The sequence below is a fragment of the Ureibacillus massiliensis 4400831 = CIP 108448 = CCUG 49529 genome (assembly GCF_000772965.1).
GTDB classification, from domain to species: Bacteria; Bacillota; Bacilli; order Bacillales_A; family Planococcaceae; genus Ureibacillus; species Ureibacillus massiliensis.
Genome location: NZ_JPVQ01000009.1, coordinates 1 through 14056, shown reverse-complemented (window position 1 = coordinate 14056; position 14056 = coordinate 1). Strand labels below are relative to the sequence as shown.

The window sequence follows — 14056 nt, the reverse complement described above, 5'->3', positions numbered from 1 at the left end:
TTATTCGTCCCCCTTTGTCACGCTTGTCCCAGTTCTTTGTTGACCAGCCATTAATAAACCTAATTCTTGTTCGTCTGTTTCATTAGGCAACACAATATCAACTATTTCACCATCATGTATAACTGCAATGCGGTCAGATACGTTCATTACTTCATCTAGTTCAAATGAAATTAATAGAACCGCTTTTCCTTTATCTCGTTGTTCGATTAGTTTTTGATGAATAAATTCAATAGCACCAACGTCTAATCCGCGTGTTGGAAGCGCTGCAATTAACAATTCTGGATTACGATCTACTTCACGACCAATAATCGCCTTTTGCTGGTTACCACCAGAAAGAGAACGAGCTGGTGATATTTCTCCATGTCCAGTACGAACGTCATATTGATCAATAATTTCATTTGCCTTTTTTGAAATTTCTTTATAGTTCATAATGCCAAATTTTGAAAATGGCTCTCGGTAATATGTTTGTAACACCATGTTATGACCAATTGTGAAATCGAGAACAAGACCGTGTTTATGACGATCAGATGGAATATGTCCTAAGCCTGTTTCAGTGATTTTACGTGGTTTTTTATTTGTAACATCTTGTCCGTTCATAATAACTTTCCCACTCTTCACTTTACGAAGACCCGTAATTGCCTCGATTAATTCAGATTGACCATTGCCATCAATCCCTGCAATCCCGACAATTTCACCTTTACGAACAGATAAATTTAAATGCTTTACTTTTTCAATGCCACGATAATCAAGCACTACTAAGTTTTCTATATGTAATGCTTCTTCTGTTGGATTAGCTGGACCTTTTTCTGTTTTAAAGGTTACTTGGCGACCAACCATCATTTCAGCTAGCTGATCAGGATTTGTATCAGCGGTTACCACTGTACCAATTCCTTCACCTTTACGAATAATGGTTACTCGATCAGAAACTTCCATAATTTCCTTAAGCTTATGAGTAATTAAAATAATTGATTTACCTTCTTCAACGAGACGCTTCATAATTTCCATTAATTCTGAAATTTCCTGTGGAGTTAGAGAAGCTGTTGGCTCATCAAAAATGATTATATCTGCTCCACGATACAAAGTTTTTAATATTTCTACACGTTGTTGCATCCCAACAGAAATGTCTTCAATTTTTGCATAGGGATCGACATCTAAACTATATTTCTCAGAGAGTGCTTGAATTTCTTTTGCAGCCTTTTTAATATTGACCACACCAAGTTTTGTAGGCTCTGCGCCTAAAATAATATTTTCAGTAACTGAAAATTTATCAACTAACATAAAGTGCTGATGAACCATTCCAATCCCTAAATCATTGGCAACGTTTGGATCAGTTATTTTAACAGTTTTTCCTTTTACTTTAATTTCTCCACCTTCTGGTTGATAGAGACCAAATAATACGTTCATCAACGTGGACTTTCCAGCGCCATTTTCACCTAAAAGAGCGTGGATTTCGCCTTTTTTTACTTGGAGGGTGATATTGTTATTTGCTACGAATCCGCCAAACTCTTTCCTGATTCCAAGCATTTCGATTACATATTCCATCGTTTCACTCCCTTGTCCAATATAGAGGTTCCATCAATTAACACATGAAAGGAGCTATTTTTGACAATAGAGGTATCCTTTCATCTATCAATTTCCGATATAGTTTTGTTTATTGTGTATGTAATAATGTATTTGATTATTTAATTTTTATCCTAACTTTTGTAAAAAGTCTACATGGTGTTTATTAATTTCCATAAAAACATCATAGAGACTAGATAGTCTAGCCCCTATGATGAGGAATATCTTAGAGTATTTTATTTATCAGGAACAGTGATTTCACCGTTAACGATTTTTGTTTTGTATTCTTCAACTAAATCTAATACTTCTTGAGGAATTGCACCGCGAGAGTCAGCAATATCGACACCATTGTCTGCTAAACCGTAAACAACAGTTTCTCCACCAGGGAAGTTACCTTCCATAGCTTGTTTAGCGATGTCTTGTACAGCTACGTCAACACGTTTTAACATTGAAGTTAAAGTAATGTTTGTATCTTCGTTTACTTGACCTTCTGCATATTGGTCAGAGTCAACACCGATTACCCAAACGTTTGCATTTGGATCTGCTTCTTTACGTTCTTTTGCTTCTGTGAATACACCATTACCTGTAGCACCTGCAGCGTGGAAAATAATATCTACGCCAGAAGAGTACATACCGTTTGCAGCAGTTTTACCAAGTTCAGCTTTGTCAAATGCACCTGCATAGTAAATTTCAACATCTACATCAGGGTTAACAGCTTCAACACCAGCTATGAAACCAACTTCAAAACGTTTAATAACTTCACTTTCCATACCACCGATAAAACCAACTTTACCAGTTTCAGTCATGCTAGCTGCAACTACACCAGCTAAGAATGATCCTTCATGTTCTTTGAAAAGAATTGAAGCAACGTTTGGAGCATCTGCAACTGAGTCAATGATTGCAAGTTTTGCATCTGGTTTTTGTTCAGCGATTTCTAATACAGCATCACCCATCATGAAACCAACACCAAATACTAGGTCGAAATTACGACGGATTAGCCCGTTTAAGTTCGTGTTGTAATCAGCATCAGAATTAGATTGTAGGTAAGCATAACCACCGTCACCTTCTTCTAAGCCATTATCTTCACCAAACTTTTTAATACCTTCCCAAGCAGATTGGTTGAATGATTTGTCATCAATACCACCTACGTCAGTAACCATTGCTACAGAGAAGTCAGACGGTGTTTCTTCTGTTGTCGCTTCATCATCTGTATTAGTTGTTGTGTCAGCTTCTTCTTTAGCACCACAAGCGCCAAGTAAAGTACCAACAGCTAAAAGACTTGCCATTGCGAAACCAAACTTACGTTTTTTCATTATTAAATTCCCCCCATAAGGATTTAGTAATTAGCAGGAAAAGAATGTTCTACACCCTTTTACGTATTACATGGAAGCTGAATTTATCAGCTCGAAAAAAGTTTTTTGAAAAAAGTACTACACGGTCATTGTCGTCATAATGAAGTTGCTTTAAGACTAGTAATGCTGTTTCTTTTCCACAATTTAGAATGGGTGAAACTTCTTCATGGTACACATGCGGATCAATGAAGGTTACCGCATAAGCAACATGTATTTCACCACTTTGTTCAAGTGAAGAGAAAATAGAATCTGCATCGTTGTTTTGAAGAAAGTCACAAGGTAAATAAGCAGCTGGTACTTTATCGATACAATAAACAACCGGTTCGCCATCTGCGGTTTTTACCCGTTCAATCTTAACAACGCTTTCATTTACATTACAGTTAAATCTTTCTATATCCTCCTCAGTTGCAGGCTCTTCCTGTGCACTGAGAAATCTCATTCCAGGTGTCATTCCAGCATTTTCAATCATCGATGAGATACTTGTCAATTGCTCAATGCCAGATGTAAACACTGGTTTTGGATTAACAAAAGTACCTACACCGTGACGACGAATAATTATATTTTCTTCTTCCAATAGTCGTAACGCCTCACGTAAAGTTGCACGACTAACTCCAAGCTCTTTCGACAATTCGAATTCTGAAGGCATTCTTTCATTTTCAGGATAAACGCCTTTTGCAATATCCGATTTTAATCGATCAATAACTTGAAGATATAAATGACGATGGTCAGCTTTTATAGACATAAAATCACCACCAAGAGGTCAGACATCTGATGTTGAACATTCCTACTAATCGTCAATTACTATATCATTTTTATTTCACAAAGAAAATAGATTTATTGAAAATTCTGTACTGTAATAGATTGAAACAGCAATAATTGTTAAAAATTACGAATATTTGACCTATTATTTCGCTATGATTATTGTTCAACACTAGACTTATTTACTAAAACTTGGCGTGGTCTTGACCCATCTGGTGGTCCTACAACCCCACGAGCTTCCATCTGATCGACAATTCTCGCTGCCCTTGAATAGCCTATTCTAAAGCGTCTTTGTAACATAGATACGGAAGCAGTTTGCATTTCTAATACTAATTGAACGGCTTCGTCATACAACTCATCTGTTTCCTCTTCTACCGTTTTTTCTGGCTCGTCTGAAGGAATCATGGATTCGTCATATTGTGCCTTTTGCTGTTCTATAACAAAATCAACAACCGATTCAACTTCCGAATCCGAAACAAATGCACCTTGTACACGGACAGGCTTAGATGACCCTGCAGGTAAGAATAACATATCACCTCTTCCTAAAAGTCTTTCAGCACCGCCTGTATCTAATATTGTGCGCGAGTCGACTGCAGATGATACGGCAAAAGCAATACGAGATGGGATATTTGCTTTAATGACACCAGTAATAACATCTACAGATGGTCTTTGAGTTGCGATGATTAAATGAATTCCAGCTGCTCGAGCCATTTGAGCTAAACGTGTTATAGAATCTTCAACATCATGAGAAGCAACCATCATTAAGTCTGCTAACTCATCGATAACAACAACAATGTATGGTAGTTTCGGATGTTTTTCATCGTTTTCTTCGTTAAACGCTTGTACATGATCATTGTAGCTTTTAATATTTCTTGTCCCCGTATGAGAAAATAGATCATATCTTCTTTCCATTTCGGAAACAACCTTTTGTAACGCTTGTGATGCTTTCCGCGCATCCGTTACTACAGGAGCTAACAAATGCGGTATACCATTGTAAACATTCAATTCTACCATTTTCGGGTCAATTAACATCATTTTTACTTCATGCGGTGCAGCGCGCATTAAGATTGAAACGATAATTCCATTAATACATACAGATTTACCACTACCAGTTGAACCCGCAACAAGTAGATGTGGCATTTTATTTAATTCAGCTAGTATAGCTTGTCCTGTAATATCACGGCCAAAACCTATCAGGAGTTTTGAATCTGGACGATTATTTTCTTTTGCCTCTAATACTTCACGCAATGTAACGATAGCTATTTCACTATTTGGCACTTCAATCCCAATGGCTGATTTACCTGGGATTGGCGCTTCCATTCGTATGTCCTTAGCAGCAAGTGCCAAAGCAAGGTCATCTTGAAGACTGACAATTTTACTAACCTTTACACCTACATCTGGCATAATTTCATATTTCGTCACTGCTGGTCCTAAATGCACTTGCGTTACCCTTGCTTTTACACCAAAGCTTGAAAAGGTTTGTTCTAATTTTTTTGCGTTCATTTGAATAACGGAATATTCACCACTTTGATCATGCTCTGGCGGTATCTGTAGTAAATTCATCGATGGTAAGACATAATCTGTATTTTCAATGTTTGTTTCCACAGATTGTTTTAAAGCATCTTCAAATTCTGCATCTAGTGCTGGGTCTACTTCAATTGTTTCTGACGTATCATTTTTTATATTTTGCGTAAAAGCAGAGATCTTCGGTTCTTCAATTGGTTCTGGTTCCTTGAAGATAATCGGTGGTTCTTCAAAGCTTGTTGCGACGATTTCATTTGCTGGTGATTCTTCCTTTTGAACTTGACGCTTCGGTCGTTTTGATTCCCTTTGACCACTACTACGTTTATTCTTTCTTTTTCTAGCAAATTTTTTCTTTAATTCTGGTCCTTTTTCGAATATAAATGGTATAAGTGCTTTGCCAGTTATTAAAATCATTCCGATAAATAAGATAACCCAAGCTGCTACCTTTGCACCGCCTGCGTCAAATAACACATGGAATAAACTGAATAGCAATGCTCCTACCATACCACCACCAAGAGCATCACTACGATTGGCAATTCCTCCATTGTCAATCAAAATTCTCCATGTCTCTCGAAAAACAGAATCCGTCACAATTGCATCACTTCTAGTCAAATCTTCAAATAAAAAGCTATGACTAAAAATAGACAAGCTACAAATGATTAAAATAGATCCTTGTATAATTCGATCTTTAAATGTAATTCCTTTTCTCTGAATCATTAAAAATAATGCTAGAAATACTGAGAAAAATGGAAGTAGGATATATAAATTTCCGAAAAGAAACATTGCAGCTGATTGAACTACACTTCCTACAACACCAAATTCAAAATAAACAATAATACCAAATGCAATGAGTAATAATCCTATAATTTCAAAAATTAATGGTCCACCCTTAGACTTTGCCTTTGTAGAAGGTCTTTTCTTATTTTCTGCCATTTACTTCACCCAATTCTGTAATGAAATCTTATGTTTATTTAAGAAAAAAGGATTTCCTTAGCCGTTTATTCGGTTAAGAAAATCCCTTTTTGCTACGTTTTCCCATGCCTCATTAAATGATTTTTAATATTCCATAATAATCGGAATAATCATCGGACGTCGTTTTGTTTTCTGGAATAGATATGTGTTTAATGTATCTCGGATTTCTTGTTTAATGTTTGTCCATTCAAATGTATCTTTACTTACATATTTCTCAATGACTCCACGGGCAAGCTCTGTAGCTTCGACAATCAATTCTTCAGATTCTCGTACATAAACAAATCCTCGTGATAATATTTCAGGACCAGATGCGATTTTCTTTTGTGCTCGGTTTAAAGTTACAACAACGATAAAAATACCATCCTGAGATAGGAGCTTTCGATCACGAAGAACGATATTTCCTACATCGCCAACACCAATTCCATCGATTAATACGTTTCCTGCTTGGACACGACCACTCATGCGCATTTTCCCATTTTTATATTCAACAATATCGCCTTTATCAGCAATAAAAATTTGAGATTTTTGCATACCAATTGCTTGCGCTAATTTAGAATGGGCAATTAACATACGATATTCGCCCTGCATAGGGATAAAATATTTAGGTTTTAAAAGATTTAACATTAGCTTTAAATCTTCTTGGCTTCCATGTCCTGAAACATGGACTTTTTTATCCGTAGAAAGAACTGTTGCTCCAGCTTTTGCTAAATTATTCATCGCATTCCCCATTTGAATTTCCATGCCTGGGGAAGGTGTAAATGTAATAAGCACTGTATCCGTATCTTTAATTCGGATTTCTCGGTGTTGCTTGCGAACTATTTTATCAAGCGCATCAAGTGGTTCTCCTTGGTTGCTCGTCACAATAATAATAATTTCGTCATCCTCATATTTATGGATATCTTGAACTGGTATTAAAGTTTCTTCGTCAATTTTTAAATAACCAAGATTCACACCAATGTTTATGACTTTCTCCAAGCTTTTACCAACTACAGCCACTTTTCGATGTGACACTTGAGCTTGAGTAAAGACTTGTTGAATACGTATAAAGTTAGAAGCATATACTGCAACTAAAATACGACCAGGGGCTGAATAAAAATATTTTGCTAGTTTTTCTTCTATCACTGTTTCACTTGTCGTATAGCCTGGTCTTTCAGCTTCTGTTGATTCAGAAAGTAAAAGAAATACCCCTTCATCACCTATTTGAGCCATTTTTGCTATATCTGGCTTAAACTTACCTTTAGCCGATTGATCAAATTTAAATTCACCTGTATAAACAATCGCACCTTCAGAAGTATGAAACACAACAGCAAGTGAATCTGGAATGCTATGCGTTGTATGGAAAAATGTCACATAAGTTGAATTGAAATTCATACGACTTTTATTTGTTACTTCAAAGAATTTCACATGATGTTTAGCAGGTAAATCTTTTAAATGTTCTTTTGCTAAAGCAATCGTCAGCTTTGATCCATAAACAGGGGCTTGTATTTTTTGTAATACATAGGCGATTGAACCAATGGCATCTTCATGACCATGAGTTAGAAAAATCCCTTTAACTCTCTCTTTGTTCTCTTCTAAATATGTTATATCTGGAATAACGATATCAATTCCAAGCATTTCATCTTCTGGGAACATTAAGCCACTGTCCACGACAAAAAGCTCCTCATCGATTTCGATTACGTACATCGATTTCCCGATTTCTCCAACTCCACCCAGAGGGATTACTCGGATTACTTCATTTTTTGTTATTGTCACTTTTTTTCCTCCTAATAAATGCGCCCCTTGCGGTTGAACAGATTTTGAATCGTGTTAGAACGATTAACCCCTCTCCAAAATCTGTGCCAAATGCAGGAGGCTCAACTTTATTCAGCGAACGTAGATAACGTTGCTGAATTGAATAATGTTTTTGTATTTGACCCGATTTCATGAGAATTTACTCCCATGCTGAATAAAGTTGAATACCCGAACAAAACAACCACTTAATACCCATTATACGGTGTGATTGGATATATCACAAATAAAAAGTGAAATACATGGATTTCCTTTTGCATGCAAAAAAAGCGCCCGACAATAATGCCAGGCACTCACTTTTCTTTTCAGTTAAGAATGAGTTTTAAAACATTTGGCTTTTTCTTGAAATTCATTCCATACACGATCAAAAGAGGACTTTTCCTCATTATCTAATGCAACTAATGGAAGTCTTACTTTATCAATACTAAAGCCTACCTTACTCATTGCATATTTTATAGGTACTGGATTTGGACTAGAGAAAAGCTCACGAATTAATGGTAATAAAGCTTGATGTATTTCAGCAGCATCCGCGTGACGTCCCTCTTCAAAGGCACGAATCATCGCTTGCATTTCGTTTCCAACAACATGTGCAGCTACGGAGATTACACCTCGACCACCAATTGCAAGTAAAGGTAATGTTAAACCGTCATCACCACTATAAACATAAAAATCTTTTGAAACATTTGCTAAGATGTCTGTCATCTGATCTAAGTTCCCACTTGCTTCTTTCACAATTTGTATGTTTGGAATTTTACTTAAATCAATTGTTGTTTTCGCTGCTACATTTACACCTGTACGACCAGGTACATTATAAACAATTAGTGGTAAAGTTGTTTCTTTTGCAATAGCCGCAAAGTGTTCGTATAACCCACGTTGATTTGGCTTGTTGTAATACGGAGCAACCAACATTGCTGCATCCGCACCAAGTGCCTCCGCTTTTTTCGTCATTTCAATTGAATAATGAGTTTCGTTATCCCCAGTACCAGCTACGACTGGAACACGTTTGTTAACTTTTTTTACAGTAAACTCTATCAATTGAAGCTTTTCTTCTGTAGATAAAGTAGGAGCTTCACCCGTTGTTCCACATACTACAATCGTATCTGTACCATTTGCGATTAAATATTCAATGATTTGCTCTAATACATCATAATCAATTTGACCATTTTCTGTAAATGGCGTCACCATTGCGGTGGCAATTCTACCTAAGTCCATTTTAGAAATACACCCCTATTATAGTAAGTTGTCCTCAAGCATCGCTTCTGCAATCTGAATTGAGTTTAGTGCAGCACCTTTTAGTAAGTTGTCTGAAACGATCCAAAGATGGAAGCCTTTTTTATTATCTAAGTCTTGACGAATACGACCTACATATACTGGATCTTCACCTTCAACATAAATTGGCATTGGATAAATTTGTTGCGATATATCATCTTGAAGTACAACTCCAGGAGCATCTTTTAAAACATTAAAAATATCTTGAATAGTAGCATCATTTTCAACTTCTATATAAACCGATTCAGAATGACCTGAAACGACAGGAACACGCACACAAGTTGCAGCTACATGCAATTCTGGTAAATGCATAATTTTTTTCGTTTCATTAATCATTTTCATCTCTTCGTATGTGAAACCATTTTCAGTAAACACATCGATTTGTGGAAGTACATTACGTGCAATTGGATAATGTTTTTTATCAGATTTAGCTGGTAAAATATTTGCTTCAACATCTTTACCCGCATCCCATTGTTCACTTTGAGTACGTAATTCTTCAATCGCAGAGACACCAGAACCTGACACTGCTTGGTAAGTAGAAACTAACACTTTAGATAAACCAAACTTTTCACGAATTGGCTGTAACGCTACAACCATTTGAATTGTCGAACAGTTTGGATTTGCAATGATGCCGTTATGTTTTGCTAGGTCTCCTCTATTCACCTCTGGTACAACTAATGGCACTTCTGGATGCATACGGAAGTGACTTGTATTGTCAATAACAACAGCACCACGTTTAGCAGCTTCTGGAGCTAGCTTTGCCGATACTGAACCACCAGCAGAGAAAAGTGCTACATCAACACCTTCAAAAGCCTCTGGTGTAGCTTCTTCAATAATATAGGATTTATCATCAAATTCGATTTCTTTCCCCGCTGAACGAGCAGAAGCAAGAAATTTTATATGTTTAATCGGAAATTTACGTTTAATTAACTGTTCTTTCATTTTTGATCCTACTGCGCCTGTTGCACCCACTATTGCAACTGTTAATTGCTTTGTCATTCTTGTCATCTCTCCTCAAAAACTAGTTACATAATGTTGAAAATTGTATCATAAATTAAATCATTTGTGTAAGAAATGTAAGATAAATTTTGACTATTTCGTATATTGGATAAATAAGGGCTGTAATTGTTTTTTATATTGAAGTGCATATTCCACTGTTTCGCGCATTTTAGTGAAATCTGCAATTAATGAATTAGGTTTGTTAAATGGATCGTCTTGACCAAATGGGATAAAGTAAATATTTTTTGAATTTAATAGCTTCATTATATTAATACCGTTTAAACCTAGGGCGTCATTAGTAGAAATGCCTAATACAGCAGGAGATCCATTACGTAATGTTGCTTTTGCTGCCATTAACACAGGACTGTCAGTTGCTGCATTTGCAAATTTACTAATGGAGTTACCTGTCATAGGTGCAATTACCATTGCATCAAGTGGATTTTTTGGGCCAAATGGTTCTGCTTCTACAATAGATGAAACAACCTTTTCCCCTGCTATCGATTCAATTTTCTCAATCCATTCTTCTCCTGTTCCAAATCGAGTAGCAGCTGTTAATACAGAATGTGTAATGATCGGTACAACGGTAGCCCCTGCCTCCGTAAATTGCGTAATTTTCGGTACTACATCTTCATACGTACAGTGTGATGCAGTGATACCAAGTCCAATACGTTTTCCTTCTAGCATTATTCTCTCCCCTTTATTTGTCCAATTATTGATTCATATAAAACATGAGCTGCATCTTGTGGAAAATACTTTCCAGGTAGTGCAGGCAACAATTCATAATTCACACGAATTACATCATCTTGTAAACACCCTGGAGAGGAAGCTAAATCATATATTGGCATTTTAATGGTACTATTAAAATTCTCATCGAACCATTTCGCAGGAATCGTATTGATGAAGATATCTCCTTCTATACTTGCAACTTGATCTAAATATACCGCTTCATATTGAAATGCTTTCGCCTCATTTAGTTGAATATGAGAACGAACAGCTATACAAACCTCGCCACCGATACTTTTTATAGCATGGGCAAGCATTTTTGCGACACGCCCAAAACCTGTAATGATATATTTTTTTCCGTAGATTGCTTGTTTTGTATTATAGAAAAATGAAAGAAATGCCTCGGCTGTCAATGCCGCATTTTTCCAAATAAAAGATTCATCTTGTAAATAAAAATGAATTTCTTGCCCCTTTAAAATTTCTTGCCATTCTTCATTTAATTTTCCTGCAAATATTTTAGAATTTTTTAATCCTAATACAATCGGTACATGGATTGGTAGAGGATGGATTGGTAATACAACCATATTGGGCTCAAAATCAATAGCTGTTCGATTTAAATCTTCATTCCAAACGGTTTCGTTTTTGTAATAAACAGTACGATTTTCATTACTTAACTTTTTCGCTAAGCTTTTTAATCTCGCATCTTGACCAATTATAAGCCATTTCTCATTTACCATTATTCATACTGTTTTCTTGTTGGTTTTGCTTTTCGAAATAGAATTCGATCCTCACCGATTAAATGGATTTCTTCCCATGGAATAAACATCGTTTGTGCTGGTTTTTTCTTTTGAAAAGGTATTTTAGCAGATTGATCTGCCAATTCAAAACCGTAAATTATTCCAGTTTTCGGATCAAATACGCATTCTGTTTCAGCTAAATAGCCATAACGAACGCCATTTTCCATTTCGATTAGCTCTTTTTCAGCAAGCTCCGATAACAGCATGTTTTCCCTCCTCCCGAGCTCATTGTTAGCATATGCAGCGATTAAATCATGAGTGATGCCCAAATAAAAAGTTTTCAATAGACAAGGTTGTCACATCTGTGTATACTGTGTATATACAGTTGTGGAATAAGGTGGTGCAACAATGATTATTAAATTAAGTAATGCAAGTGACAAACCAATATATGAACAAATTACTCAACAAATTAAACAAAGTATTCTTTCAGGAAAACTAATTGCAGGAGACCCCCTGCCATCAATCCGTAGTCTTGCAAAGGATTTAAAAATTAGTGTTATGACAACGAAAAGAGCCTATGCAGATTTAGAACGTGATGGATTTATTGAAACTGTTGCTGGAAAAGGTAGCTTTGTTGCAGAGCGCAATCAAGATTTTTTACGTGAGGAATTATTAAGGCAAGTAGAAGAACATCTACAAAAAGCAGTTCAACTTGCCAAAACGGCAGATTTACCACCTAAAGAAGTGTTAGATCTACTTTCGCTATTACTAGAGGAGGAAGTATAAATGCAAAATGCGATTGAAGTACGAAACTTATCAAAAAAATTTCATCAATTTCAATTAAAGGGTGTTTCTTTTACATTACCTAAAGGGACCATTATGGGCTTTGTAGGTGAAAATGGTGCTGGGAAAACAACAACAATAAAATGTATTTTAAATTTATTAAAAAAGGATTACGGTGAAATAAACATATTCGAGCAACACCATGTAAAAAATGAAAAAGCAATAAAAGAACAAATCGGTGTCGTTTTTGACGATATTCACTTCCCTGATATGTTATCAGCAAAAAAAATTAATTCCATTATGAAAAGTGTTTTTTCCACTTGGGATGAAGCATATTATTTCAATCTGCTAAAAAAATTAAAGGTTTCCGAGAATAAATCCATTAAAGAGCTATCCCGTGGTATGAAGATGAAACTATCGATTACAATTGCCCTTTCCCATCATCCAAAGCTTTTAATTTTAGATGAACCAACAAGCGGACTCGATCCAATTGTAAGGGATGAAATTCTCGATTTATTTTTAGAATATATGCAGGACGAGACGAATAGCATATTGTTTTCTTCGCACATTACAAGCGATCTTGAAAAAATTGCTGATTACATTACACTCATCCATGATGGTGAAATATTATTTAGCGAGAGCAAAGATATCCTCTTATATGATTACGCGATTTGGAGAGGTACGTTAGATGAATCAAAAGACCTCCCTGAAGATGCGATTATTGCAGTTCGGGAAAATAGCTTTGGGTTTGAAATTCTTGTAAAACGACATCAGGTTAGTACAGCATTTGAACTTATAAAGCCAACAATTGAAGAGATAATGTTATTTTTTGTGAAAGGGGCCCCTTCTAATGCGCGCTTTATTGATAAAAGATCTTCTTATACTAAGTAAACAATTCAAATTAATGTCACTCATCTTTATCTTCTTTATTGTCGTATCATTTATGACAGAGATGGGTATGGTAATGATTGTCATGGCACTTATTTATTCTGCATTACAAGTATCTACAACCTTTTCATTTGAAGAAATGAGTCATTGGAATAAGTTCGTTAATACGTTACCAATTGAGCGAAAAACGATTGTACAAAGTAAATTTATTTTAGGTATTTTACTGACTATTGTGACTCTTATTATTCTATCACCTATCGTTTACTTTTCGAGTGAGCTTATTCATCTGCTATCTTTCAAGGATCTTTTTTCTGGTTTTATATTAATTTTGTCAACTTCATTGATTTATTTATCTGTTACAATACCTATTTATATTAAATTTGGAATGCAAACAGGGAAATTCGTTATTTTTGCTATTGTCTTTATTCCCGTATTTTCTACTGGATTTGTTCAATATTTCATTAGAGAAATTGGTTTGAACCAGTTAATGCAGTACTTGAATTTATTACCTATCGCTTCTCTAGTGGTATTAGTAATATCATATTTTGTTTCGGTGAGATGGTATGAGAAGAAGCAATATTGAGGGTGTATAACGATTGTATAACCGTTGTACACATTTTATGACAAGTAAATAGAATGTATGATATGCAAAAAGAGGCTGGGACATAAAGAGAAAAGTACAATCCATTTTAAAATGCGGAT

The 14056-nt window shown here is 35.6% G+C and carries 13 protein-coding genes; 3 read left to right on the top strand and 10 right to left on the bottom strand.

The window, feature by feature from the left end; genetic code table 11:
* The 10 genes from CD30_RS06800 to CD30_RS06750 all read right to left on the bottom strand — a co-directional run bounded on the left by CD30_RS06800 (position 1) and on the right by CD30_RS06750 (position 11949).
* Positions 1-1542 (bottom strand): ABC transporter ATP-binding protein, encoded by a 1542-nt coding sequence (locus CD30_RS06800; RefSeq protein ID WP_036174348.1) that lies wholly within the window; start codon positions 1540-1542, stop codon positions 1-3.
* A gap of 254 nt (positions 1543-1796) precedes the next feature.
* Positions 1797-2873 carry a BMP family lipoprotein gene (locus CD30_RS06795; RefSeq protein ID WP_036174345.1) on the bottom strand — a complete coding sequence of 359 codons (1077 nt, stop codon included), beginning with the start codon at positions 2871-2873 and terminating at the stop codon, positions 1797-1799.
* Positions 2874-2922: 49 nt separating this feature from the next.
* A complete protein-coding gene (locus tag CD30_RS06790; RefSeq protein ID WP_036174342.1) occupies positions 2923-3654 on the bottom strand; it encodes a GntR family transcriptional regulator in 732 nt (243 codons plus the stop codon).
* A 176-nt stretch (positions 3655-3830) separates the two neighbouring features.
* Complete coding sequence (locus tag CD30_RS06785) at positions 3831-6128, bottom strand: FtsK/SpoIIIE family DNA translocase (protein WP_036174339.1); 2298 nt, start codon at positions 6126-6128, stop codon at positions 3831-3833.
* Positions 6129-6251: 123 nt separating this feature from the next.
* A complete protein-coding gene (locus tag CD30_RS06780) occupies positions 6252-7919 on the bottom strand; it encodes a ribonuclease J (RefSeq protein WP_036174336.1) in 1668 nt (555 codons plus the stop codon).
* A gap of 345 nt (positions 7920-8264) precedes the next feature.
* Positions 8265-9167: a 4-hydroxy-tetrahydrodipicolinate synthase gene (dapA, locus tag CD30_RS06770; protein WP_036174330.1), complete on the bottom strand. Its 903-nt coding sequence runs from the start codon at positions 9165-9167 to the stop codon at positions 8265-8267.
* An 18-nt stretch (positions 9168-9185) separates the two neighbouring features.
* Complete coding sequence (locus tag CD30_RS06765) at positions 9186-10223, bottom strand: aspartate-semialdehyde dehydrogenase (RefSeq protein ID WP_036174327.1); 1038 nt, start codon at positions 10221-10223, stop codon at positions 9186-9188.
* A gap of 93 nt (positions 10224-10316) precedes the next feature.
* The gene (locus CD30_RS06760) at positions 10317-10907 is read right to left on the bottom strand and encodes a dipicolinate synthase subunit B (RefSeq protein ID WP_036174324.1); all 591 of its coding nucleotides are present in this window, start codon (positions 10905-10907) and stop codon (positions 10317-10319) included.
* Positions 10907-11683 carry a dipicolinate synthase subunit A gene (locus CD30_RS06755; protein WP_036174321.1) on the bottom strand — a complete coding sequence of 259 codons (777 nt, stop codon included), beginning with the start codon at positions 11681-11683 and terminating at the stop codon, positions 10907-10909. Before CD30_RS06755 ends, CD30_RS06760 begins: the two co-directional genes overlap by 1 nt.
* Positions 11683-11949: a YlmC/YmxH family sporulation protein gene (locus tag CD30_RS06750; RefSeq protein ID WP_036174318.1), complete on the bottom strand. Its 267-nt coding sequence runs from the start codon at positions 11947-11949 to the stop codon at positions 11683-11685. The genes CD30_RS06755 and CD30_RS06750 overlap by 1 nt, the downstream gene beginning before the upstream one ends.
* A 142-nt stretch (positions 11950-12091) precedes the next feature.
* Between CD30_RS06750 and CD30_RS06745 the strand changes: the two genes are divergently transcribed.
* Genes CD30_RS06745 through CD30_RS06735 form a run of 3 tightly spaced genes read left to right on the top strand, consistent with a single transcriptional unit; the run spans position 12092 to position 13937 of the window.
* A complete protein-coding gene (locus CD30_RS06745; RefSeq protein WP_036174315.1) occupies positions 12092-12469 on the top strand; it encodes a GntR family transcriptional regulator in 378 nt (125 codons plus the stop codon).
* Complete coding sequence (locus CD30_RS06740) at positions 12470-13357, top strand: ABC transporter ATP-binding protein (RefSeq protein WP_052126086.1); 888 nt, start codon at positions 12470-12472, stop codon at positions 13355-13357.
* Positions 13317-13937: an ABC-2 transporter permease gene (locus CD30_RS06735; RefSeq protein ID WP_036174313.1), complete on the top strand. Its 621-nt coding sequence runs from the start codon at positions 13317-13319 to the stop codon at positions 13935-13937. Before CD30_RS06740 ends, CD30_RS06735 begins: the two co-directional genes overlap by 41 nt.
* The last annotated feature ends 119 nt before the right edge of the window (positions 13938-14056 follow it).

Coding starts and splice junctions, on each gene's coding strand:
- CD30_RS06800 (WP_036174348.1), bottom strand. CDS start 1,542: ATGGAATATGTAATCGAAATGCTTGGAATCAGGAAAGAGTTTGGCGGA.
- CD30_RS06795 (WP_036174345.1), bottom strand. CDS start 2,873: ATGAAAAAACGTAAGTTTGGTTTCGCAATGGCAAGTCTTTTAGCTGTT.
- CD30_RS06790 (WP_036174342.1), bottom strand. CDS start 3,654: ATGTCTATAAAAGCTGACCATCGTCATTTATATCTTCAAGTTATTGAT.
- CD30_RS06785 (WP_036174339.1), bottom strand. CDS start 6,128: ATGGCAGAAAATAAGAAAAGACCTTCTACAAAGGCAAAGTCTAAGGGT.
- dapA (WP_036174330.1), bottom strand. CDS start 9,167: ATGGACTTAGGTAGAATTGCCACCGCAATGGTGACGCCATTTACAGAA.
- CD30_RS06765 (WP_036174327.1), bottom strand. CDS start 10,223: ATGACAAAGCAATTAACAGTTGCAATAGTGGGTGCAACAGGCGCAGTA.
- CD30_RS06760 (WP_036174324.1), bottom strand. CDS start 10,907: ATGCTAGAAGGAAAACGTATTGGACTTGGTATCACTGCATCACACTGT.
- CD30_RS06755 (WP_036174321.1), bottom strand. CDS start 11,683: ATGGTAAATGAGAAATGGCTTATAATTGGTCAAGATGCGAGATTAAAA.
- CD30_RS06750 (WP_036174318.1), bottom strand. CDS start 11,949: ATGCTGTTATCGGAGCTTGCTGAAAAAGAGCTAATCGAAATGGAAAAT.
- CD30_RS06745 (WP_036174315.1), top strand. CDS start 12,092: ATGATTATTAAATTAAGTAATGCAAGTGACAAACCAATATATGAACAA.
- CD30_RS06740 (WP_052126086.1), top strand. CDS start 12,470: ATGCAAAATGCGATTGAAGTACGAAACTTATCAAAAAAATTTCATCAA.
- CD30_RS06735 (WP_036174313.1), top strand. CDS start 13,317: ATGCGCGCTTTATTGATAAAAGATCTTCTTATACTAAGTAAACAATTC.